This window comes from Tolypothrix tenuis PCC 7101 (assembly GCF_963874875.1).
Classification (GTDB): Bacteria; Cyanobacteriota; Cyanobacteriia; order Cyanobacteriales; family Nostocaceae; genus Aulosira; species Aulosira tenue.
The window spans coordinates 6,048,778-6,071,671 of the sequence record NZ_CAWNJS010000001.1 but is presented as its reverse complement, the minus strand read 5'-3'; the positions used below and the strand labels follow the sequence as shown (position 1 = coordinate 6,071,671).

Sequence of the window (22,894 nt, the reverse complement as noted above, 5' to 3'; positions counted from 1 at the left end):
GTGTCTCCGCCGCAAGGAGTTTTTATGAATTCCGACCTGATGCCGTCGCCTGAATCTTCCAACTCTTCTGCCTCTAACCAGGGCCCTATTCCAGAGGCAGCCGCTAGTGTTCCTACAGTAGCAGCTCAGTCCTCTAAAGTTGACAACTCGACCGTTGAACCCAGCGAAACTGCTGCTAATAGCAACTTCGCGAATCGCCAACAACCGATTCCACCACCCAGTGAACCACTGCAGTACCGCGCCATTGGGTTAGTTCGCGGTCGCTATCTTGCTAGTGATGAACAATTTACCCAGGGTTCTCTGCTAACTGCAGATGGGGTAGAACTCAACGCCGTTCTCCTAGGACGGATTATGAGCTTAGTTAAGAATCACTTAGATTTAGAACAAGAACATCTTTGGGTAGTTTATCCGCGCACCAGACAAGAAAATGACGCATTGCACCTTCAGATTGTCGGCGTTTGGGAGCCAGAAAAACTGGCTAAACAACTGACAGATGAAGATGAGCCAGATTCTGAATCATCATCAGAATCTGCTGATGATACTGCGTCCAAAATTGCCGAAGAAACTACTAGCACCCCAAAACCCTCATCAGAAATTCCAGATGGTGGTTTTTCCGTTCGCGGTGAAGTCGTCTACCAGTCATTTGATGCTAAAAGCTTAGTGGTCAAAATTAAGCAGGCTCCGCGTAAACCTATCGATAAACCCAAATATTTTAAATTGAAATTGACGGGTGTGCTGACGACTAAAGCAGTAGGAAAGTTCTGGGACTTTCAAGTGAAGCGGGAAGCTGACTTACTGCTGATAGAAAATGCTGAAGCGATCGCTGATTTACCCAAAAAACGCAGACCATCATTCAGAGGTGGCCCTCGTGGTGGTGGTGGCGGTGGTGGCGGTAGCAGAAGACCATTCACACCCAGACGCGGTAGTAGCGATACTCCACGCCCAGTCAAGAAAATAGGCGGTGGTGACTCCGCTGCTGTATCCAAACCAGTACCAAAAACCCCTGCACCTAAGCCGATTAAACGGCCAAAACCGACTCAGGAATAGGAATGGGGAATGGGGCATGGGGCATGGGGCATTGGGTAATTGGTAATTGGTAATTGGTAATTGGTAATTGCTGTTCTCCCCTTGTCTCCCTCATCCCCCTCATCTTCCCCAGTCCCCATTACCCCTTATCCCCAGAGGGGGCCCCAAGTTCCCCAATCCCCAGCCTCAAAACTCTGTCCAACGGTCTTGAGGGATGAAAGACCGTTCCATGGGCACTGGGGATACTGGTTCGGTGAGGGTAAATGTGCCAGCTTCGATCCAATTTTTCAACTCTAGGGCAACTTGCCTAGATAAATATAAACTTGCCAATGGTGCTACACGCACAGTTTTGCCTTCAATGGTGACGCGCCCAGACTTGAGTTGCGCGTAACTCACTAAACCAAATGTAGGACGAACGCGCCGGGGAATGGAAAAGTCTACAATTGGCGCGACTAAGTCTTTATCTAGCACGGCGCAATGTTCCACTACTTTTTCCGATAACACGGGAATTGGCACCCCAACGCCTAACATTAATGAAGGGCCATAGCTTTTGAAGTAGCATCCCCTCACCCAACGCGCATCCATGTGCTTGGCATCACCAATTAAAGCTAAAGTCGCAGATGGCCCTATGGGCGTATCATTAGCCAAGCGTTTTTGTAAGGGGAAGTGTTGAGTACCTTCCCAAGCCACATAGCCAATACCGCCACCTAAAAAAATTCTCGTGCCAATGCCAACAACTTCTAAATTCGGGTCGTTAAGTAAAGGCGAAATTGCCCCCGGGTTAGAGTAAACTGCATTGCCTAAACGTGGCTGTAACGGCCCCAAATAAGTAAAAAGTGGGCGATCGCCTCCATTAACTCCCACAATAAAATTTTGGTAGAGATTTCGCGGATTAAATAAATAAAACTGATTTATCGTTTCCCGCATGATCGTCGTTTCAAATGTGGCTCGCGGGTAACAATCGGTCACTTGTCCTTGCGCTCGTAATTGTACGGCTTTACCTGCAATTAAATCTTCAATTACATGACCACCGCCACGTTCTTTAATTTCTTCCCCGTCGATCGCATCGGCTGGACAACTGGCTCCAATGTATAAATCTACCGCACCAAATCCAGAGTAAGCTGGTACACCATCTAGCCAACAACGGCGAATTTTGATTGGCGGGTCAGTGTGTCCCAGATTAATAATGGCACCACTTGATTCCATTGGCTCAAATGTGCCAGTGGTAACTACATCAACTTCTTTGGCGGCTTTTGCTACACCAATTTCTGCAACTCTGGCTTTCAGTTCTTCAACTGTCAACACCACTGCACGTTGACTAGTGATTTTTTCGTTAATTTCCGCAATTGTTCGCATATTAAATGTAGCAAATTAGCATATTGATTATGGGGCTTGAAGCTGCCACCTAATTGATTAAATCAGTTTGGCTGGAGAAATCTTATATCAACAGTTGTTGGCTAAGGGAAAAATAGCAAGAAAAACCTTTAACCTTTACCCTTTTCCCAATGTTGAATCCTATAACGCAATATAGTTCAGTTAAGCTCATTAGGGATTGATTTGTCACTTATTAAAGAAGCCAGAAGAATTGGGGGATTCTCCCCCAAACCCCCGATTGGGTGACGGTTGCGTCCCCCAAACCCCCTCCAAAATTATTCTTCGGTTTTTTGTTGAGTAACTAGTTTTTTGGTTTTGTTATCAATTAATTTTCTTAACTGAACTGTATTTTCCTATAACGCTTTAATTTGTCCAACTAGCTCGATTTTGTTATTTTTATTAGCTCGCACTACAACTGATTCACCAGATTTAGGGTAACTATCACCGATCAGTGCTGTAATGTTGACTTCATGTGTCACCATCACAACTACACCAGCGCGGTTACGATTATTGACAATAAACTGACGTAGTTGTGCAGTTTGCTGTGGTTGAGTTTTGTAATTATTAAAAAAGGAATTGAGTGCTGCGAAAGGCTCAACCTTACCCAAATTCATCAATTTGGCTGTTTCTAAACAGCGACACCACTGACTTGATAGTACTCTAGAAACTTGAATATTATTGGTTCTAAAAGCCTTGCCAGTTCTTATTGCTTGCTGTCTACCTGCTGCTGATAGGTTACGTTGTGTAGAACAATCATTCAAGCGAAATTCAACAGGATCGCCAATTCCTGGGGCTAAGGCATGACGCATAATCACTACATAACCTCTTTCCTGCTGAAGCACAGACCAAATTTTTGCTTGAGAAGTAGCAGAAATATTAGTTGCAACTGGTAAAGTTGAAGTTTGTTTTTTATTAGTTACAGAAGGTTGAGGTTGCTGTGTAGGTGCTGCTGCTTGTGGTGCTTGCGGTTGTGGATGGGATTGCATCCATAAAGGTTTGAGTATTAACCATAGTGCCACAGCACCAAGACCAAAAATAATGTAGCGACGCATCATAATTTAGCAAACCAATTTTAGATTTTAGATTTTGCAAAAAGCTGCGTGGTTTTCCCCCTTGAGTATACTTTTTAGGCTGGACATTCCCCAATACTTGTCGGTTAAGGGGAAAGGGGGAAGGGGAAAAGCGGCAAGAAAAAACCTTTAACCCTTACCCTTTAACCTTTTCCCAAACCAAATTAAGAGTTTAAAATCCTTAACCGAGCAGTATTGGGACATTCCCGATTAATTATACAAATAGGGCATGAAAATCTTTCTTTGCCATGCCCCATGCCCCATGCCCAATGCCCTATGCCCAGCAAGATTAATCTTTTTCTTGCCAAGCATCATCAGTCGTCCGTTCTACATTATCTGGGCTATCTGCCTCCCAAGGATCATCTACCCCTGGCGAGTTAGAAACAATGACTAACTCAGCTTCTTTTTGATGGCTATTTCCCCATTCATCCAAAACATCTTTAATCAAAACTTCTTGTAACCAAATTTTCGCCACCACAGTGAGAGGTAGAGCTAAAAATAGTCCTAAAAAACCAAAGAAGGTCACAAAAAATAACTGAGAAATTAAAGTCACGGCTGGTAGTAAGGAAACTTGATGAGCCATGACAACTGGTGTAATGAAATTACTTTCAGCTTGTTGAATGAAGAAGTAGAGAATCAATACAGCAACAGCTTTCCAAGGTGCATCTAAAAGTGCGATCGCCATTGCCGGAACTACACTCATTGTGGGGCCAAGGTTGGGAATTAGGTTTAAAAAGCCTGCTAAAACGCCTAAAGCCAAAGCCGCCTTTACACTTAAAGCCGACAAGCCGATAACGCTCATCAATCCCACTACACCCATAGCAATGAGCGCACCGATTACCCATCCTTCTAAGGAAGTTTCGCACTGATTCAAAATGCCATCTACCCGCCGCCGATAAAATGAGGGGAAAAGACGCACAAATACTCGGCGGTAAGCCAGGGGGTTGGCTAATAACATCCCTGTTAAAACCAGCACAAGTAAAATTTTGAGAAGAGCTTCTAATGAACCAGAGACAAAAGCGAAAGAGTTTCCTACTAACTTATTAATAAAAGGCTGTGCTTGTTGGATCAGACTGTCTAAATCTGGAATATAAGGTACTAGTTGAGCGGGAACTTGAGTTTTCATCGCATTCACCCAACTATTTAAGCGTTCTAAACCTTGGGGAACTCGATAAGTCAGTTCGTGAAACTGCGCTGTAAAAGGCGGTACAATCAACCAGAAAAAGCCGACTATTAAAGCAAAAAATATACCTACTGCAATAAGTACAGACAAACCACGTTTGATTCCCCAACGTTGAAACCATCTCGCTAGACGATTTAAGGTAGAAGCTAATACAACTGCGGCAAACATCAGCAATAAAACTTCTTTAATTTGCCACAAGATGTATAACGAAAGAACTATGGCGATTAAGCCTATCCATTGACCTAGGTTCACAGGCTGACTCCCAGCTGTTGGCAAGCTGCATTTTTTATGGGGACTAGGGATTGGGGACTCGGAAAAGCAAGGGGGCAGGGAGCAGGGAGCAGGGGAGAAAAAACAAACACCAAACACCCATTACCCAATGCCCAATGCCCAATGCCCCATGCCCAATGCCCTATTCCTACAATTAATGCAGCTAGGTTAGCTGATTTTAGCAACTTCCGCCTAGACGATGAACAGCTATCAAGAAGGATTAAGTTTCAAGGATAAAGGATGAAAAAAATCGTTACATACCTGCACATTTTTGGGTGAGGTAATTTCAGCCTTCACACTTGAGACTTCATCCGTTGGAATCGCCATAATAATGCGATCGCCATTATCGTCGCTGGTGATAAGACCATAATCAGGGCCACTACATCTGTTCCTGGAATTCTCAAACCTGGCGCTGCATATTTAATGAAGAAAGACAGCACAATCGAGAGTATAAATACCTTGAGCAGCAATCCTAGCTTATTTTCCATAGAAGTTCGGCAATACGCATTTTTCTGTGGGGTATACACGAATTTGGTCTACGCCATCTAGTTTCTAGAATAAACCTAAGAGATACAAAACTTTGCAATTCACGTTACGTCATGGGGCATTGGGCATGGGGCATTGGGCATTGGGCATTGGTAATTGGTAATTGGTAATTGGGATTTGTTATTTATTTCTCCCTTGTCCCCCTTGTCCCCTTGTCCCCAATCACCCAGTCCCCATTACCCCATCCCCAGAGGGGGCCCCGAGTTCCCCAGTCCCCAGTCCCCAGTCCCCATTACCCAATCCCCAATCCCCAATCCCAAAAACATTAAATTGAGGGTACATCAAAATGCCTGTAGAAAATAATAATAAAAATCAATTGAAACCTTCGAGATGGCGGCAGTTTGGTGGCAGCTTCTTGATATTACTAACTGTATTATTGCTGCTTAACTTTATTGTTCCTAGTTTCTTTGGCCCGAGATTGCCACAGGTTCCTTATAGTGACTTTGTGGTTCAGGTAGAAGCTGGTAAAGTTGAACGGGCGATGGTAGGTAGCGATCGCATTGAGTATGTCCTCAAAGCTCAAACCCCCGATGGCAACCCAACAGAACAAGTATTAACTACTACACCCGTAGCTTTGGATCTCGATTTACCAAAGATTCTCCGTGAGCATAATGTTGAGTTTGCTGCACCTACACCAGACCAAAATGGTTGGCTAAATACTTTAATTAGCTGGGTAGCTCCACCGTTAATTTTCTTTGGTATTTGGGGCTTTTTAATGAATCGTCAAGGAGGCGGCCCCGCAGCGCTGACGGTAGGCAAAAGCAAGGCGCGGATTTCATCTGATGGCAGCACAGGTGTGAAATTTACTGATGTGGCTGGTGTCGATGAAGCCAAAGTGGAATTAGAAGAAATTGTTGATTTCTTGAAGAATGCTGACAAATACACCCGCTTGGGAGCGAAAATTCCTAAAGGTGCATTGTTGGTAGGCCCTCCAGGAACAGGTAAGACATTATTAGCAAGAGCGATCGCGGGTGAAGCTGGGGTTCCTTTCTTCAGTATTTCTGGTTCTGAATTCATCGAATTATTCGTTGGTGTCGGTGCTGCACGTGTCCGCGATTTATTCGATCAAGCGAAAAAACAAGCTCCCTGTATCGTCTTTATCGATGAGTTAGACGCACTGGGTAAATCTCGTGCTGGTAATGGTGGCTTTGTGGGTGGTAATGATGAACGCGAACAAACTCTCAACCAATTACTTACCGAAATGGATGGTTTTGATGCTAATACAGGCGTAATTATTATCGCCGCGACTAACCGTCCTGAAGTCCTCGACCCTGCATTACGTCGTCCCGGACGCTTTGACCGCCAAATTGTAGTTGATCGCCCTGATAAAATTGGTCGGGAAGCGATTCTGAAAGTTCATGCGAGAAACGTTAAATTAGCTGATGATGTTAACTTAGCTACCATCGCTATCCGCACACCAGGGTTTGCTGGGGCAGATTTAGCCAACTTGGTGAACGAAGCCGCACTATTAGCAGCCCGTCAAAATCGCCAAGCTGTAATCATGGCAGATTTCAACGAAGCGATTGAGCGCTTAGTGGCTGGTTTAGAAAAACGCTCTCGCGTGTTGAATGAAACCGAGAAAAAGACCGTAGCTTATCACGAAGTTGGTCATGCGATCGTTGGTGCTTTAATGCCTGGCGCTGGTAGAGTTGAAAAAATCTCCGTTGTACCTCGTGGTGTCGGTGCTTTGGGTTATACAATCCAAATGCCAGAAGAAGACCGCTTTTTGATGGTAGAAGACGAAATTCGCGGACGGATTGCAACTTTATTAGGTGGACGTTCGGCTGAAGAAGTTGTCTTTGGTAAGGTTTCTACTGGTGCGTCTGACGATATCCAAAAAGCTACTGATATGGCAGAACGGGCGATTACCATTTATGGCATGAGCGATAAACTAGGCCCTGTAGCATTTGAGAAGATTCAACAGCAATTTATCGAAGGCTATGGAAATCCTCGCCGTTCTATTAGTCCCCAAGTCGCAGAAGAAATTGACCGCGAAGTCAAGCAAACCTTAGATAATGCTCACCACATAGCTTTAAGTATTCTGCAACATAACCGCACATTGCTAGAAGATACTGCACAAGAACTGTTGCAACAAGAAATTTTAGAAGGTGCATCTTTGCGGGAACGTCTCCAGCAAGCTGTCGCACCAGAAGAATTAAATGAATGGTTGCGGACAGGGAAGATATCGGAAGATAGACCTTTGCTGCAGACGCTTTTGGTGTAAGGATTTCAGATTGAAATAAAAAAGCGATCGCACCCTAAAAGTGCGATCGCTTTTTTTATTTAACTTGTACAAAAACTTCTAATAATTAAGGAAAATACCTGTAAATATCTTTTCTTGGTAACGCTCGTATAAAAACAAATATATTATCAGAAATTTTTAATCCTATTCTGTAATCTCCAACTCTAATCCGATAATAATCACCATCAGTTTTGAGTTTTTTAATATTACTTAATTCTCCAATATTTTCAGCATTTTCTACTTCTTCGATTACTTTTTGTATTCGTTGCAATATGGTTTCGTCTTTAATTTTGCTCAAATCCTTTTCAAAGCTTTTGCGGAACTCAACAATCATCCTTTATTTCCCAAAATCTTAAAAATTGCATCTCGGCTGACTGATTCTGTATCCTCACCTTCTTTAATAGCTTTTTCAAGAGCGATATCTTCAATAATTTCTGCTAACAAATCAGAAAATACTTCTTTCTGTTCTTGAATTACTTCAATGAGAGCGCTTTTAAATAGTTGCTTAATTCTCTCTTCGTCAAAGTTAAGTTCTGTCATATTATTCATTCAATCGGATTTACAATAATATTAACATCCCTATTGGGGATAGATTGTGAATATAATTTGATTTCATTCTCACACATACCTTTCATGACATAACAAAGGCGATCGCAACTCGATAAAATAACAGTAATCTAAAACAGTTGGCATATGACAACATCACCAGTCTTGACTTTGAGCGAATTTCTCAAACTCCCAGAAACTAAGCCAGCTAGTGAATATATTCATGGTCGCATCTATCAAAAACCTCTGCCTCAACGACAGATGGGTAGGGGCACGGCACCAGTAAGATATTTGATATGACAAAAGATTGAAGATGCCGTGCCCTTACAAACAATTTATCTGTCGCAAACATTATTTGAATTGGTATTACAATTTAGAAAGTTAAGTTTTGATTTTTAGATAATATTTTGATTTTTCGTCTTCACCCTTTGATATAACTCCTCCATCGTTTCAATAAAAGAATTATCCTTGCGCCAAAAAGCTGGAAAATCTCCCTGCTTCTTTACTAAAATTGCTGATACCCCGCGTTGACTACCTACTTCAATTGTTTGGGGTAATCGCTTCGTTCCTAACCAAAATTCCCTCACGCTTGGCTGTTGTGTAATAGTTTGCTTTTCTAATTTTGTATATAGCGAAGTTGATAATTCTAAAGGAATTTCCTTAGTATTCAATTCTTCCGATAGCGCTTTACCTAAATTTGACTCAGCCAGTTTTGCTTGTAGTTCTGTTTTGGATAATCCCCGTAGTTCAAATAAGAGAAATGGGTTTTCATCTAACTGTGAAGCAACTAAATAATAAACTCCCGCGATATGCTTGCAAGGATTGGCGTAATCTGGACAAGAACATTTGGTTTTAAAATCTTTGCTGCTGTGGGGTAATAAATGTAATCCCAAGTCAGCAAAAGTATCTTCTATATTTTCTGGGACTTCGTTAATTAGTAACCGCGAAACTATACTTGCTTTTGCAGAAAGCTTTTGAATCGCTTCACTCCAGCGATTTTTGGCAATTGGTGTAATTTCAATGGAAATATTATAAAGTGGAACCGTATAAACTCCAAAGTAGGGATTAATTGAACCTTGAACGTGAGCGTTAATTTTATTTTTCTCTACTTCAAAATTTAAAACTTTACCACCACGTGCATAGGAACGTCCGCGTTGTAGCCTTCCTTCATCGGTGAATTGTTCTAATGCTTGAATAAAGCGATCGCCCCACCAAGTTCTGCTAAATTTAGACATGAGATTTACTCCAAAATTGCGCTTTTATTTAAGGCGATGAGTTGTTTAAATGCTTCGTTATCCAGTTCTGTGAGCCAAGATTCATCACTCCCAACAACAGCAGCCGAGAGTTTTTTCTTATCTTCAATCATTTGGTTAATTTTTTCTTCAAGAGTGCCAATGGCGACAAATTTATGCACAAAAACATTCTTTTTTTGACCAATCCTAAAAGCTCTATCTGTTGCTTGGTTCTCAACTGCTGGATTCCACCATCTATCAAAATGGAATACATGATTTGCTTTAGTGAGTGTAATCCCCACACCGCCGGCTTTTAGGGAAAGAATAAACACAGATGGTTCTGTATCGGGTTCTTGAAATTCGCTAATCATCTGTTCCCGACGTTTGCGGTTTGTCCCACCATGTAAATAGTAAGTATTGCAGTGTAAGTTGTGTTTGAGATGCTTTTCAATGTTTTCGCAAGCTTCCGTAAATTGGCTAAATATCAGTAAACTTTCGCCTTCAGAAATCGCTTCTTCTACCATTTCTGATAATCGGCTGAGTTTGTGCGATCGCTCTGGGGAAAATTCGCTGTTATCCTGTAAGAATTGGGCTGGATGATTGCAAATCTGTTTCAATTTCATTAAAGTCGAAAGAATTAATCCTTTGCGTTGGATTCCTTCAGCCTTTTGCAATTGTTCTTCAACATCTTTCACCACCACTTCGTAAAGTGAGGCTTGTTCTTTAGTTAAGTTGGTGTAGAGGATTTGTTCAACTTTATCGGGTAAATCGTTGATGATCGATTGATCAGTTTTCACCCGACGTAAAATTAAAGGTTCCACCAGTTTTTTTAAGGTAACTGATTTGACGCGATCATTATCTTTCTGAATGGGAATCTCAAAAGATTTACGAAATTGTGCTTCTTTACCCAAGTAACCAGGATTGAGAAAATTAAAAATCGACCATAAATCTAGTAAGCGGTTTTCTACCGGAGTTCCTGTCAAAGCTAGTCGATGTTTGGCGGAGAGTTTGAGAATTGCTTTAGTTTGCGCTGCTTTGGGATTTTTGATATTTTGCGCTTCATCTAAAACCAGACGTTGCCATTCCACACTGTTGAATAGCTTCTCATCTTTGCGAGCCAAGGTAAAGGAAGTAATGACGACATCATGCTGAAGACAAGCGGCTTTGAAGTCTGCGGAATTTTGCGTGCGATCGCCTCCATGATGCACCATACTTTTTAAATGTGGCGCAAATTTGGCAATTTCTTTTTGCCAATTCCCGACAACGGAAGTAGGCGCGATTAATAATGTAGGCGGTAAATCACTCCCTTGTCCTTCCTTCTCCTGTACCAGCCTAGCTATTACCTGCACGGATTTACCTAAACCCATATCGTCTGCAAGACAGCCATTTAATCCCAATCTTTCTAAATATTGCAACCAAGAAACACCACGCTTTTGGTACTCGCGCAAATTCCCTTGCAAATTTAATTGTTCAGAAATTGGTTCTAGCTGACTTTTATCTTGCAGCTTCGCCATCATGTCCGCTAAAACTTCATCATGTTCAATTTCCCACTCGTCCCCAGCTTCCGCGCTACGTTGCAGAAATTCCAGCAAATTCATCTCTGGCTGTTCATCACCATGAGATTGCCAAAATTCTAGCAACTGTTGCATTTTATCTCGGTCTAATTCCATCCATTGACCGCGAAAATGCACCAAAGGAGCCTTAGCATTAATTAATTGTTCCCATTCTTGGGGTGTGACAACTTGCTCACCAATTGCCAATTCATATTCATACTGTACTAGAGAATTTAAACCAAAATAGCTTTTGGTTTCACCTTTTGTTGGTGCTAATTTTTTACCGGAAGCTTTGAGGCGAATTTTGGCACGACGGCGACCTGCGGGAGTATACCAAGCAGGTACAATTACTTTAAAACCAGCATCTTCTAACACCCAAGCACTTTCTTGGAGGAAAGCAAATGCTTCTTCTAAAGTGAGTTGCATTCCCCTTGGTTGATCGGTTTCCAATCCCTGCCATAATTTAGGATACATCCTCGCTGCATAACCTAAATTCAGCAGCAAATGCGTTTCAAAATCTTTCCCATATTGTTTATGTACCCCCGTTTTAGTTGTTTTATTCATAGTCCAGTAATCGGACAAATCCAGCTTTAGGGAAGGGTCTTGTTTACTGGCTACTAAAAATTGCATTTGCCAATTATCTATTGCTTCAGCAGTAGGAGAATGCAACTGGAAGCAAAGATGAAAAGCAGCATCAGCTTGAGTCCGGTTAATTTTAGTTTTCCATGCTAACCATTGCTGATATTCTGCAAAAGCTTGATTTGTTTTTAAGGGGTTATGTCGATGGGGGTAAAAAGAATATTCAACTAGCGAATCTGCAATTTGTTTATCAAAAGCGGCTGTAGAGGCTGTATGGGTAACTATATTTGTTAGAATATATTCAGAAAAATGACGTAATAATGTTTCTTGATCAAAAAACTCAATACTATCGCCAGATGTTGCCGCACCTGCCACACAAATCAGCGGCATATAATCAATATACTTTTTAATATTTTCTTCGTAAGCAACAGATATTATTTCCCAGGTGGCGTAAATTTCAAATGGTTTTGCAGTTGAAGATTTGCCTTTCTTCTTAGTTTTTGCTGCTTCTAACTCTCGATATTTCAGCGCTGGAATATATTGGTCTTTAAGAATTACTTGCTTAAAAGCTTGGGTGTAGTGATACCAAAACAACAAATCCGAACCGAGTTGCACTTCATCGGCATTGTGTAGCGCTAAAAAATGAATATCCTTGAGCAGTTTGATAATATTATTTACTTTTTCTGTCTTAGCAGATATGACCGTTTCATAACAATCCACCTGCCAATATTGAAAATTCTCATATTCTTCAGGAATTTCCACTTCCAGATACTTGATTAATTCTGGTGAGGGTAATGGTTGATTATCAACAGTAGGTAGAGCAAAATATTTAGGCGATATGCGTTGAATTAATTGATTAGGTGGTTCTTTCAACCCTAAAGCTTGCGTTAAAAAAGCAATTAATTCAGCTTTTGCTAGATGTCCAGGATGAATATTTTGCTGATTAGCACGACTTTTTTTGACTATCGGGGTTTCTATCCACAAATAAAAAGACCCTGGCTGAATAAAGTCAGATGCCGCATTTGGTATCCAGGTGCCATGAATAACTTTCATAGTTGTGATGCTCTGGATTATCTAGTAATTCTAGCTGGTTAAAATTACTCTATCAAAGTACGGTGATAAATTATAAAAATCTGATTTGATTATCGGGCGTTGTACAAATATCTCGCGCCCTCATCCCCTAACCCCTTCTCCCTCAGGGAGAAGGGGAATTGAATCTCTTACTCCCCTCTCCTGGTGGGAGAGGGGCTGGGGGTGAGGGCAAAACCTTGCAACTAAGCGGGTTTCACGTTAAGTTAACACCAATGATCGGTGCCGTGCCCCTACCCCAGTGAGTATTGTTTTAATTGGAAGTCTGACTTCTGCACAGCGGTGCTAGGCAGTTACTACATTATCATCTGCTGTTTTCTCTGCACTATTTTTCAAGCGGGTTAATCTGCTTTTGCGAACACGTTCGCTTAGTTTAACGCCACCTGCAAGTGCATATTCATTGCTGTCTTTGCCATATTTAAAACCAACCCCAACCAGCATTTTATCGGAAATGTTGTTTAAGGTTTTTTCCATATTGTCAAGCTTGCTTCTAGAAGAGTCAATGACAGCAATAGCAGCATTATATTCATCAAGCATATTATGAAACTGCTGTATTAGTTGAGTCAGATTTTGTAAGTTGTAACTATCATCAAATGATATGTTTGGATCAATCGCTTTCAATCCGGCAACTCTAAACTCAGCTTTTTCTAGAATTCGGGATGTACGTTTCTTTAGAGTCATAAATTTACTCCTTTAAGAGTTTTCTATAGCTAGTTTGCCTCAATTGAGTTAGATTCTGGTTCAGCAAAAATAGCAATTTTTTAACAAAAATTTTTATTTATGTCCGTGATTTCTCTGTATTTAATCACTAAGCAATATTGCGTAGATTATACCAAGTCAAATAATGTTTGCAACAGATAAATTCTTTGTAAGGGCACGGCATCCGCAATCTTTTGGCATATCAAATATCTTACTGGTGCCGTGCCCCTACCCATTTGTCGCATTCTTTTCTGAAAATGGTATTAGGAACCCAATCTACGAATACTCTTAACTTAAGCTTTCTGTGTTTCCAGATGTCGTAGCGGCGGTTTAAGCGAGATAGTTATGCATCATTGGATCATATCTGTGAACCCGCCCCTGCTTGTGAGAAATGCGGGTTGCACATTATTTTGGAGAATTAAGAGCGATCGCTTGAATTTTAATTCTTAATGGTCAAGGTTTTGTTCTTAATGGTCAAGGTTTTGTTCTTAAGAGTCAAGGTTTTGTTCTTAAGAGTCAAGGTTTTGTTCTTAATGGTCAAGGTTTTGTTCTTAATGGTCGAGGTTTTGTTCTTAATGGTCAAGGTTTTGTTCTTAATGGTCGAGGTTTTGTTCTTAATGGTCAAGGTTTTGTTCTTAATGGTCAAGGTTTTGTTCTTAATGTTGTAACCTTGATGACTAAATTGTTAAAAAATTTAAATGTAGGGTGTGTTGTCGCGCAGCGCAACGCACCGACGCACCATCAACAATTCAAGGTGCGTTAGCCTACGGCATAACACTGTTACAGTTTACAAGTCTCGATGCCAGAGAAGAGAGAGTACAGAAGCTACCCAAGAAACGATGTTCGTATCCCGTATTCTCATACTTAGAATATATTAGTTGCATAGGAAATTCATTATTTGGCGTGTATACCCGTGCTGGGAGGTGTCCTTTTGGCGGAGAGGTACTATTAGTGAAAAAAAGTTGTTTCCATAATTTCCACTCATTTTTTTCCACTTCTTTCCATCTTACGCGAGCGCCAAATTTATTAATGGCTTTTTCGTCATACTCGTCATACTGTCCGTTTTCGTCTAGCTTACCGCCAAGGCTCAAGTAAATTTCCTTTTGAACGCTGAAGCCAAAGCGTCCATTGCTATATTTTACCCATAAGCGGTCAATCGTGAGGAGGTCTTTACAAGGGAATATCTTTAATTGTTCAACAGAAAAGTCGTTACCATTTTCCAAATCTAGAGCCTGAATCATTAATAGATATGTTTCTTCATCAGCTTGTTTCCAGTTCTCGTATGCTAGTAACTCCTGTAGTCTGGTATAGTCTAAGCCTCTCTCTGAACTGAGGTCATCGTCTATTCTGGTATAGTCTACCCTTTTATTTGTAGAACTAGAATCATTGTTTTCTTCTTGGGGAATCAAGCGATGATGTATACCTGCAATATCCTCATCTCGAAGTTTGAGAATTTGCTGTAATCGCTGCAAATCATCAAGAGTTCCATCACTGAGATTTGGTTCTTCTTCTAATGCTTCAGTCAGGGTTTGTTCGTATTCCTGCAAACTTTCCTGCAACTCATGGAATGGTTTGAGAACTTCTGCTTCTATCGCTGCTGCTATTTCCTGCTGTAACCCTAACTCCGTTTGTCTACGAATCAAAACCCTACGCCCTGGAACCGAAACGCGACCATTTCTGATACGTTGCTCAACTTCTTTACGATACTCTAAATGCGGATCACCTACTGGCGCTTTAGCTAGGCGAATTGTATAACCTTCTTTAACTGCAAAGATTTCTGGCTTCATCGCTGGTTTTGCTTCCTGCACCTTGCGCTTGGCATATTCATGCAGTTCAGCTACGGTAATCACACCATCATTGTCACTATCAGCGGCTCCTTTTTCAATTCCCTCAACCAAATAGCGGGTGTAAACTCCGCCGCCGGAATCTTCAAAAGATTTTTGTGTAGCTGTTGATGAAGTTAGCACAGCTCTACCTTCACCACCTAATTGCTCACCAATTTCATTTTTAATATTAAGATTAGCAATATCTTTGGCACTCATCCCCTCTGCAAAAGCACCACTAAAGCAGCAGTCAAGAATTAAAACTTGTCGCTTAGACTTGCTGCGACTCATGTAATTTTGATGGATGAATTTAGCATCTACGGCTGTACCAATTCTGGGGAAACCTTGAGGATTAACTTGAGTGTTGCGGCTGACAAAAAATAAACTTCCGTCTTCATGTCTATAACCATGTCCAGAAAAATAAAGCAGTACTACGTCATCTTTCTGGCATTTTTCCATAAACAACTGCTCAATTTCTGAGCGCATGGTATCGGAATCAGGATTAGACAAAAATTTGACTTCATCAAATCCGCCTATTTCTGAATGCTGCAAAACACGCTGCATTGCTTCAATATCTTTAACTACACCAGATAAGTTATTTATTTTTTGAGACTCATACTCACTAGCTCCAATCAGCAATGCATATTTCGCCATTTTGCTTGCTTAGTTCCGTTAAAATACGCAAATTTTCTCTAATTTTATATTTTATACAGTATACATCTCTTGCATGAATCCAAAGCCCTCACCCTAAATCCCTCTCCCACGCTTGGGAGAGGGACTTTGAAATTTACTTCACTTCTCCCAAAATTGGGAGCAGGGGTTGGGGGATGAGGGCAAATTTTACATTTGTGCAAGAGGTCTATTGATTAGCCCTTTTGCGATCGCTTAATTTTAAACATAGTCGCTATAAATTACTACGTTAGTTGGATGTGGCTGCTTATATTGTTGAGGTAAATTCTACAACAATACATTCAAAAATAAGATTAGTGAAAAAATGACTCAACAATATTGAGTCACTTGAATTTATTTAAGGAAATTATTAATTTTGAATTTGGAGCAAAGCGGCGTGACAATTAATATTCAGAAGACAGCAGATATCCTTGAGGAAATTTATCAATCAGAGTCTATAATTGGACTCAAAAACGAAGCTTGTCGTTCTAAATTCTTTGTTCATCCTCACTCCACTGACAAAGTATGTCTATTCTTGCATGGGTTTACAGCCGGGCCTTACCAATTTGAGCCAATTGGTAAAGCGTTTTTCCATCAAGGATACAACGTTTTAGTTCCTTTACAACCTGGTCATGGACTCTCAGGTGCATGGAACCGCAAAAATCCGCCACCACTTCCTACAAACATTCAGACTTATCAACAATTTGTGCTGGATTGGTTAGAAATTGCCAAAACTTTAGGTAAAGAAGTCGTAGTAGGTGGATTATCAACAGGTGGAACTTTAGCAGCTTGGTTAGCTTTAGAGTATCCGCAGTTGATTGATCGCGCTTTATTGTTCACACCTTATTTAGGTAGTCATCAGTTAATATTCGATTGGTTAATTAAAATTTTGCCGATTTACTTTGAATGGTTCAACAAAGACGCATCTGGTAATTTTGGCTATAAAGGTTTTCGGCTTCCCGCATTACGCATATTTCTAGACTTAGGAGAAACGTTGTTAAAACGGGCTGAAAATTCTGTTGCTGCTCCTATATTAATGGTTTGTAGCGAAGGCGATCGCGCTGTTAGTCGTGATAAGCAGCAAGATTTTTTCACAACGGTTCTCCAGCAGCAACCAAAGTCTTGGTATTACTGTTTTGATGATTCGCTACACATTGAACACCGGATGATGACAAAACTTGAAGATAATGATTATGAAGAGTTGGTAATTACTCTCGCTAAAGCATTTGTAGAAAGTGATTTAACTTGGACACAGTTTCAGCAAATGGCAAATAGGATAGTGCAGGGAGAAAGCTATGAGCAAATTAAGCGAGAATTAAATATCGATGGTTTGGCTTCTCAACAACTATCTGCAATGATGACTCAACATTTAGGTTGCGATCGCCTTAAGTGCATTAAACCACGCTAATACAAATTTTACCTTCGCCTTGATGCGATCGCACACTAATACCTTTGTGTCTCAATACTTGTCGGTTAAAGGTAAAAGGGGTAAGAAAAAACCTTTAACCCTTACCCTTTCACCTTTTCCCCAAACCACATTAAGAGTTTAAAATCCTTAACCAAGCAGTATTGCTGTGTGTCTAGTCTTCCCTATGCTAATTTTTATCTCAATTTATAGTAATACTAAGTAACAGTATTGAGATAAAATTTACATTCTTTACCTTGTTCTACCCAAGCTTTTCTGGAATCCTCGGATATAATGTTGCGTGATAAATTACACATTAAATCCAGGAGATGCTAATAATTCTGAGGTTTCAGGCAATAATTACGGTGATTTGCATTGAGTTAGGCAACAGGCTTAACGTGCAAAACTGCTATTTTATGAAAATCATCAATATTTAAGGTGTTTGAAAATAACTGTAATTACTAATATGAAATATATAAATTAAATGAGAAACAAAATAATTGCTCTCAGCGTAGGATTTATCATACTGCTGACAGCTAACCGCAGCATAGCGGGAGTCATCACTCTTTATAATGAAACATCAGGTGTTACACCTAATTTATATAATTCACCAGAACTCAACAATGCACCTGCGCTAACTTTTGGTTCTCCAAATGGTGGTACACAGAGTTTCAGCAACGGTGTCACCAATTTGAATACTAGTGCGAGTAACAATAATGGTATATATGGTGGTTATAGTAACTATAATTTAACCACCTCAGCTTCTCCTTCTGTAATCACTCCTACTACTCTAGTCAATTCATTATTTCCCTCACTAGATAGGAATGCTGGTTATAGTCTCACTTTTACAGTCAAAATTAACTCCCAAGTTAATGATGGAACTAATGGCGCTTATCGTGCTGGCTTTAGCGTTATCGCTATCAGTAGTGACAAGCAAGGAATAGAAATAGGTTTTAGGAATAGTGATATTTTTTCTCAGGCTAGTTCTTCTTTTAACTCTATTGGTGAACAAGTAACTAATGTTTCCAGTTTGCTATCTAGCCTAAATACTTATACTTTGAACATTGTGGGTAGCAACTATACGCTAACTAATAACACTACAACTCTTTTAAGTGGTGTGCTACGCGATTACACTACAGCTAGTGGATTTGGTAGTGATGTTTATCGAACTTCTAACTTTATATTTTTAGGAGATGATACCACTTCAGCACGCGCAGATATTGACTTGCAATCTATCAGTCTTGACAATAACACTGCTGGAGTTCCTTACAATTTTTCAGCAACTCCAGGTATTTTAGCAGTAATTGCTGGGGGTGCGCTTCATAATTGGTTGAAAAATAAAAAGTCATGAAGATATCTGGCTTTAATATTATTGAGAAGTTACAAAAACCTAATTTTTGGTTGTGTGCGATCGCTGTTGGTTTAATTATTATTCAATTAGATTTAGCTGGGAAATTTATCGCTAGTTTAGATGCTGTAACTATTCGGTGTTTATTTTGGGCATCGATATTATATTTAATCTGGAAAAAGCGAGATCATCTAAGTTTAGAAAGTGATATTATATCTACTTTTTTAGGATTATTATTAATTTTTGTTCTTCTAGTCAAAAGCCTCAGTTTGCTTTGGTTTGATTCAATTTTTGTAAAAATATCAGCTTTAATATCATTTTTGGGTTTAGCTTTAATAGCTTCCGGTATCCGGGGATTAAAGCAATATATTCAAGAATTTACAATTTTACTGCTGCTATTATCTGAAAGTTTAATATTGGGTTTCATTAACAGTAATTTTAATGTCAGCATCTTAGCTGCAAAATTTTCTACCTTTGTGCTGTGGTACTTAGGATTTACAGTTTCTCGACAAGGTGTCAATGTCATTCTCCCCACAGGTGGTATTGAAATATATCCTGCTTGTTCGGGTTTAAATGCAATTTTAATATTGCTGCAACTATCATTGCTATTTATATTAGTGTTCCCTATAAAAATATTTCACAAAATTATGTTGCCAATTGTGGCTATATTTTTAGGATTTGTAATTAATATATTTCGGTTAGTATTGATGACACTTTTGGTAGCTGCTTCAAATCATCAAGGATTTGAATATTGGCATGAAGGTGCAGGAAGTCAGATATTTTCTACATTTTCAATTTTGGCTTTTGTGTATGTATGTTATTGGATATTACAACAATATAAATCAGCATGACAGGATTAACTAAATCAAAGCCAAAAATCAAATTCCAAATCGAACCACGACTAGGATTGCTAGTTGTAACTTCTGTGAGTGTTTTCTTGACTATAGCTAAACTAATTTTTGCACCAAATACAACTATCCAGAAAATTCAACCGTTTGTGTTCCCAGAAACTGTAGTCTTGGACAAAAATACAATCTGGAAAAGCCAAGCTTTGACTGATATAGTTGTACAGCAACCAAAGCAATATGATGCTGTAATTTCTGGGAGACGGTATCGATATTACTATGACAGCATTCCTATAGATATAGAGATGCGTTATGTTGTGGGAACCTTAGGAAATGTTGAAGGAATGATCTACAAGAATACAGATATAAAATTACCTATAAGCAAGCTATTTCAGACTGTAAGTCATCAACCTGGAATAGGCTATTATGGTTTATTTACTTATAAAAATAAAGCATATTTAAGTAGCTGTATTAATCCCCAAGGTGAAAGTACAGTGAATTCAGAGGAATTTATGAGAAATCGCCATCTGTATAATCTGAGTTTTCATCGTTTTTTCTCTTGGTTATTAGGTAAAGAAAGCTTTTTCGATAGGCGTTGTTTATGGGCGCATTTATCTACACCAATTAATGGCTTTAACTCTCACAGCGCTTATCAGCGTTTAGAAAAAGCTTGGTTGAATTCTTATTCATGGTGGAGTTATCACTTTCCTAAACCTTAATCTTTTAAATAAACAGGAATTATTACTTATGAATCAATTTGAAGATGAATACTGGAATTCTATTTTTAATTTACGTGTTGTCGGATATATTTTATTATTATTGGCAGCAATAGATGTTGTTAATATTTTTTTACCTTGGCATTTTACCAATGCTGTCTGGGAATTTCAAATGCTGGGAGCGCTAGTAGAACACGCACCTTTACCTTTAATAGCTTTAATATTGGTATTTTTCGGAGAAAGAATTTATCGTGATAAAAGAGAAATTTATCTATTAAAAATATTATCCTGGGCTGCTTTATTAGCTGGGATTGGATTTATATTATTATTACCTTTAGGTATTCATAATACATTGCGACTTAATAATCAAAACCTTATCCAAATTAACAATCAGTCTTCGCAACAAATTCTTCAAATCCGACAAGCAAAGTCACTATTAAATCAAGCGAAAACTACTGAAGATATGAATAAAGTTTTTAAATCTTTAAATTCCCCAAAGAATACACCTGAGTTACAGGAAACCCAAAAATTGAAGAATGAATTACTTTTACAAATGGGACAATTAGAAACAAAAATCACTAATCAAGCTAAAGTAGCCAAGAATAATACGTATGATGATCTGATCAGAAATTCTGTCAAATGGAATTTAGGTGCCTTAATTTGCGCCTTTGCATTTGTCTGGATGTGGCACGCTACCTACTGGGCACGCTGAGTCATTCACAACAGTTCAGTTAAGAAAATTAATTGATAACAAAACCAAAAAACTAGTTACTCAACAAAAAAACAGAACAATCATTTTGGAGGGGGTTTGGGGGACGCAACCGTCACCCAATCGGGGGTTTGGGGGAGAATCCCCCAATTCTTCTGGTTTCTTTAATAAGTGACAAATCAATCCCTAATGCAATACTGCTCGGTTAAAGATTTTCAACTCTTAATTTGGTTTGGGGAAATGGTAAAAGGGTAAGGGTTAAAGGTTTTTTCTTGCCCCTTTTCCCCTTCCCCTTTTCCCCTTAACCGACAAGTATTGATCCCTAATGAGCTTAACTGAACTGTATTGCTATATAAACTATTTGTAAGGGCACAACAATGTTGTGCCCTTACCCATTTATTCTATTTTAATTGCTATTAGTGAATCTGCTTTTCTTCAATTTGAGGTAGTAATTCTCCTCAGAGTTATCTAATTAACTTTGAGGGCGAGGGGCGTTGAAAGCTTCCCAAGCAGCTTTAGCGGCACTTTGCACGCGATCGCCAAATCCTGTAATCTCTTTAATTAGCAGGTGCCAATTTTTTTCAGCTTCATCCTGCATTACCGCCCAAGAACGTTCAATGCGATCGCGTTCTATGAGTTTTTCCCCTTCTAAAGCTTCCCGCGCTTGGCGTACAGCATTTAAATAGGTTTCGCGGGTAAGAGTACCTGCTGATTCGGCTTCAGTTTGGGCGCGTCTTTTGAGTGCTTCAATTAACGCTTTAGTTTCGCGCTTGACTTCATCAGTTTCGCCAGCCATTTCAGTTTCTACTAATTCGTGAGTTTGAGGACTAATTTCTACTACTACTGTTGATTCAAAGTTATTGTCAGTCATAGCTAAAACATCCTTAAATTGCAAATTTTCTTATCCAATTAAGAATTGCACCCTGTACTAATTAGCCGCTAATAATTTGACTTTTGAGTACAGACGCGATTAGTCGCGTCTCTGTGACTTTTGACTTCAACTTAATAAGTTGTAGTTGTCAATTGTTGCTCTAATTTCAGCAATTGCTCAACACGATCCTCAGTAGATGGATGACTAGAGAACAAGTTACCAAGAAACTTTCCAGAAATTGGATTGATAATTAATAATGGTTCAAAAGCTGGATTAGCATCCAAAGGTAACTGTCTAGCTGTAGCTTCTAAACGTTGCAATGCCCTAGCTAAAGCACGAGGATTACCTGTTAGTTTCCCAGCCCCAGCATCAGCAGAAAATTCTCTGGTACGGGAGATACCTAACTGAATAATTGTGGCAGCTAAAGGTGCAAGTAATACTGTTAATAAAACACCTAAAGGATTTCCACCTCTATCATCGTCACGTGAACCACCGCCAAACCATAAGCTATAACTTACCATTTGCGCCAAGAATGAAATTGCACCAGCGATGGTGGCTGCAACAGCTTGTGTTAGGGTGTCACGATTAATAATGTGGGTGAGTTCGTGGGCAATTACGCCTTCGAGTTCATCCTCTGGTAATATCTGCAAAATTCCTTCTGTAACAGCAACAGCCGCGTGTTCTGGATCGCGTCCTGTAGCGAAAGCATTAGCAGTTTGGCTAGGGACAATATAAACTCCTGGCATGGGGATATTTGCCCGCTGAGATAACTTTTGCACCATGCGATAAAGCTTCGGTGCTTCTGCTTCACTTACAGGTTGGGCGCGATATACAGCCAACGCAATTTTATCTGATTGATACCAGGAAAATAGGTTTGTGACTGCTGCTAAACCAATACCTATAATTAACCCAGTACTGCCGCCAATTATCCAGTAACTAATTGCAATTAATAAGCCACTAAGAGTAGCTAGCAATACTAAAGTTTTGAATTGATTTCCCATATTTTTGCTCTCCTACTAATGCTGTAATTGATTTTTTAAACAACAGCATTACTCAAGCCGTACTATGATTCTAACCACCTCAACAGTTATTTAACAGG

19 protein-coding genes and 1 pseudogene are annotated in these 22,894 nt (G+C 39.7%); 8 read left to right on the top strand and 12 right to left on the bottom strand.

Features of this window, described 5'->3' with window-relative positions; translation table 11 throughout:
• The first annotated feature begins 24 nt into the window (after positions 1-24).
• Positions 25-1,047 carry a hypothetical protein gene (locus AACU25_RS23980; protein WP_096579953.1) on the top strand — a complete coding sequence of 341 codons (1,023 nt, stop codon included), beginning with the start codon at positions 25-27 and terminating at the stop codon, positions 1,045-1,047.
• A 165-nt stretch (positions 1,048-1,212) separates the two neighbouring features.
• Here the strand turns inward: AACU25_RS23980 and AACU25_RS23975 are convergent, their stop codons facing one another.
• The 4 genes from AACU25_RS23975 to AACU25_RS23960 form a co-directional block, all read right to left on the bottom strand.
• The gene (locus AACU25_RS23975) at positions 1,213-2,382 is read right to left on the bottom strand and encodes a homocysteine biosynthesis protein (protein ID WP_096579952.1); all 1,170 of its coding nucleotides are present in this window, start codon (positions 2,380-2,382) and stop codon (positions 1,213-1,215) included.
• A gap of 371 nt (positions 2,383-2,753) precedes the next feature.
• The gene (locus AACU25_RS23970) at positions 2,754-3,455 is read right to left on the bottom strand and encodes a histidine phosphatase family protein (protein WP_199347529.1); all 702 of its coding nucleotides are present in this window, start codon (positions 3,453-3,455) and stop codon (positions 2,754-2,756) included.
• Between the two features lie 304 nt (positions 3,456-3,759).
• A complete protein-coding gene (locus tag AACU25_RS23965; RefSeq protein ID WP_096579950.1) occupies positions 3,760-4,905 on the bottom strand; it encodes an AI-2E family transporter in 1,146 nt (381 codons plus the stop codon).
• Positions 4,906-5,216: 311 nt separating this feature from the next.
• Positions 5,217-5,411, bottom strand: a complete 195-nt coding sequence (locus AACU25_RS23960) for a hypothetical protein (protein ID WP_096579947.1) — start codon at positions 5,409-5,411, stop codon at positions 5,217-5,219.
• Positions 5,412-5,755: 344 nt separating this feature from the next.
• Between AACU25_RS23960 and ftsH the strand changes: the two genes are divergently transcribed.
• A complete protein-coding gene (gene ftsH / locus AACU25_RS23955) occupies positions 5,756-7,693 on the top strand; it encodes an ATP-dependent zinc metalloprotease FtsH (protein ID WP_096579945.1) in 1,938 nt (645 codons plus the stop codon).
• An 85-nt stretch (positions 7,694-7,778) separates the two neighbouring features.
• On the opposite strand, the gene AACU25_RS23950 is transcribed toward ftsH, so the two are convergent.
• Both AACU25_RS23950 and AACU25_RS23945 read right to left on the bottom strand, forming a co-directional pair.
• A complete protein-coding gene (locus AACU25_RS23950) occupies positions 7,779-8,045 on the bottom strand; it encodes a type II toxin-antitoxin system RelE family toxin (protein WP_096579943.1) in 267 nt (88 codons plus the stop codon).
• Complete coding sequence (locus tag AACU25_RS23945; protein ID WP_096579941.1) at positions 8,042-8,251, bottom strand: hypothetical protein; 210 nt, start codon at positions 8,249-8,251, stop codon at positions 8,042-8,044. Before AACU25_RS23945 ends, AACU25_RS23950 begins: the two co-directional genes overlap by 4 nt.
• Before the next feature lie 153 nt (positions 8,252-8,404).
• On the opposite strand from AACU25_RS23945, the pseudogene AACU25_RS23940 reads away from it, so the two are divergent.
• Positions 8,405-8,512, top strand: a pseudogene (locus AACU25_RS23940) (Uma2 family endonuclease); the annotation flags it as partial.
• Between the two features lie 140 nt (positions 8,513-8,652).
• Here AACU25_RS23940 and AACU25_RS23935 read toward each other — a convergent pair.
• The 4 genes from AACU25_RS23935 to AACU25_RS23920 form a co-directional block, all read right to left on the bottom strand.
• On the bottom strand, positions 8,653-9,492 hold the full coding sequence (locus AACU25_RS23935; protein WP_096579939.1) for an SWIM zinc finger family protein: 840 nt from the start codon (positions 9,490-9,492) through the stop codon (positions 8,653-8,655).
• 5 nt (positions 9,493-9,497) lie between these two features.
• Positions 9,498-12,674, bottom strand: a complete 3,177-nt coding sequence (locus tag AACU25_RS23930; protein WP_096579937.1) for a DEAD/DEAH box helicase — start codon at positions 12,672-12,674, stop codon at positions 9,498-9,500.
• A gap of 321 nt (positions 12,675-12,995) precedes the next feature.
• A complete protein-coding gene (locus AACU25_RS23925) occupies positions 12,996-13,391 on the bottom strand; it encodes a hypothetical protein (protein ID WP_096579935.1) in 396 nt (131 codons plus the stop codon).
• Between the two features lie 782 nt (positions 13,392-14,173).
• Entirely contained in the window at positions 14,174-15,886 is a 1,713-nt protein-coding gene (locus AACU25_RS23920) for a caspase, EACC1-associated type (protein ID WP_321206671.1), read from the bottom strand.
• 412 nt (positions 15,887-16,298) lie between these two features.
• Between AACU25_RS23920 and AACU25_RS23915 the strand changes: the two genes are divergently transcribed.
• The 5 genes from AACU25_RS23915 (at position 16,299) to hpsJ-A (ending at position 20,927) form a co-directional block, all read left to right on the top strand.
• A complete protein-coding gene (locus tag AACU25_RS23915) occupies positions 16,299-17,309 on the top strand; it encodes an alpha/beta hydrolase (protein WP_096579931.1) in 1,011 nt (336 codons plus the stop codon).
• A 481-nt stretch (positions 17,310-17,790) separates the two neighbouring features.
• Positions 17,791-18,657 (top strand): PFE-CTERM domain-containing protein, encoded by an 867-nt coding sequence (locus AACU25_RS23910; protein ID WP_096579929.1) that lies wholly within the window; start codon positions 17,791-17,793, stop codon positions 18,655-18,657.
• Complete coding sequence (gene crtA / locus AACU25_RS23905) at positions 18,654-19,505, top strand: cyanoexosortase A (RefSeq protein ID WP_096579927.1); 852 nt, start codon at positions 18,654-18,656, stop codon at positions 19,503-19,505. Before AACU25_RS23910 ends, crtA begins: the two co-directional genes overlap by 4 nt.
• Positions 19,502-20,218 carry a cyanoexosortase A system-associated protein gene (locus AACU25_RS23900; protein WP_096579925.1) on the top strand — a complete coding sequence of 239 codons (717 nt, stop codon included), beginning with the start codon at positions 19,502-19,504 and terminating at the stop codon, positions 20,216-20,218. The genes crtA and AACU25_RS23900 overlap by 4 nt, the downstream gene beginning before the upstream one ends.
• Before the next feature lie 28 nt (positions 20,219-20,246).
• Positions 20,247-20,927 (top strand): HpsJ-like protein, cyanoexosortase A-associated, encoded by a 681-nt coding sequence (hpsJ-A, locus tag AACU25_RS23895; RefSeq protein WP_096579923.1) that lies wholly within the window; start codon positions 20,247-20,249, stop codon positions 20,925-20,927.
• Positions 20,928-21,396: 469 nt separating this feature from the next.
• Here the strand turns inward: hpsJ-A and AACU25_RS23890 are convergent, their stop codons facing one another.
• Positions 21,397-21,795: a hypothetical protein gene (locus AACU25_RS23890; RefSeq protein ID WP_096579921.1), complete on the bottom strand. Its 399-nt coding sequence runs from the start codon at positions 21,793-21,795 to the stop codon at positions 21,397-21,399.
• Positions 21,796-21,926: 131 nt separating this feature from the next.
• The gene (locus AACU25_RS23885) at positions 21,927-22,796 is read right to left on the bottom strand and encodes a zinc metalloprotease HtpX (protein WP_096579918.1); all 870 of its coding nucleotides are present in this window, start codon (positions 22,794-22,796) and stop codon (positions 21,927-21,929) included.
• Positions 22,797-22,894 lie beyond the last annotated feature (98 nt).

What these genes read in the sequence shown, in the direction of transcription:
- AACU25_RS23980 (WP_096579953.1), top strand. Translation starts at nt 25, where the DNA reads ATGAATTCCGACCTGATGCCGTCGCCTGAATCTTCCAACTCTTCTGCC.
- AACU25_RS23975 (WP_096579952.1), bottom strand. Translation starts at nt 2,382, where the DNA reads ATGCGAACAATTGCGGAAATTAACGAAAAAATCACTAGTCAACGTGCA.
- AACU25_RS23970 (WP_199347529.1), bottom strand. Translation starts at nt 3,455, where the DNA reads ATGATGCGTCGCTACATTATTTTTGGTCTTGGTGCTGTGGCACTATGG.
- AACU25_RS23960 (WP_096579947.1), bottom strand. Translation starts at nt 5,411, where the DNA reads ATGGAAAATAAGCTAGGATTGCTGCTCAAGGTATTTATACTCTCGATT.
- ftsH (WP_096579945.1), top strand. Translation starts at nt 5,756, where the DNA reads ATGCCTGTAGAAAATAATAATAAAAATCAATTGAAACCTTCGAGATGG.
- AACU25_RS23950 (WP_096579943.1), bottom strand. Translation starts at nt 8,045, where the DNA reads ATGATTGTTGAGTTCCGCAAAAGCTTTGAAAAGGATTTGAGCAAAATT.
- AACU25_RS23945 (WP_096579941.1), bottom strand. Translation starts at nt 8,251, where the DNA reads ATGACAGAACTTAACTTTGACGAAGAGAGAATTAAGCAACTATTTAAA.
- AACU25_RS23935 (WP_096579939.1), bottom strand. Translation starts at nt 9,492, where the DNA reads ATGTCTAAATTTAGCAGAACTTGGTGGGGCGATCGCTTTATTCAAGCA.
- AACU25_RS23930 (WP_096579937.1), bottom strand. Translation starts at nt 12,674, where the DNA reads ATGAAAGTTATTCATGGCACCTGGATACCAAATGCGGCATCTGACTTT.
- AACU25_RS23925 (WP_096579935.1), bottom strand. Translation starts at nt 13,391, where the DNA reads ATGACTCTAAAGAAACGTACATCCCGAATTCTAGAAAAAGCTGAGTTT.
- AACU25_RS23920 (WP_321206671.1), bottom strand. Translation starts at nt 15,886, where the DNA reads ATGGCGAAATATGCATTGCTGATTGGAGCTAGTGAGTATGAGTCTCAA.
- AACU25_RS23910 (WP_096579929.1), top strand. Translation starts at nt 17,791, where the DNA reads ATGAGAAACAAAATAATTGCTCTCAGCGTAGGATTTATCATACTGCTG.
- crtA (WP_096579927.1), top strand. Translation starts at nt 18,654, where the DNA reads ATGAAGATATCTGGCTTTAATATTATTGAGAAGTTACAAAAACCTAAT.
- AACU25_RS23900 (WP_096579925.1), top strand. Translation starts at nt 19,502, where the DNA reads ATGACAGGATTAACTAAATCAAAGCCAAAAATCAAATTCCAAATCGAA.
- hpsJ-A (WP_096579923.1), top strand. Translation starts at nt 20,247, where the DNA reads ATGAATCAATTTGAAGATGAATACTGGAATTCTATTTTTAATTTACGT.
- AACU25_RS23890 (WP_096579921.1), bottom strand. Translation starts at nt 21,795, where the DNA reads ATGACTGACAATAACTTTGAATCAACAGTAGTAGTAGAAATTAGTCCT.
- AACU25_RS23885 (WP_096579918.1), bottom strand. Translation starts at nt 22,796, where the DNA reads ATGGGAAATCAATTCAAAACTTTAGTATTGCTAGCTACTCTTAGTGGC.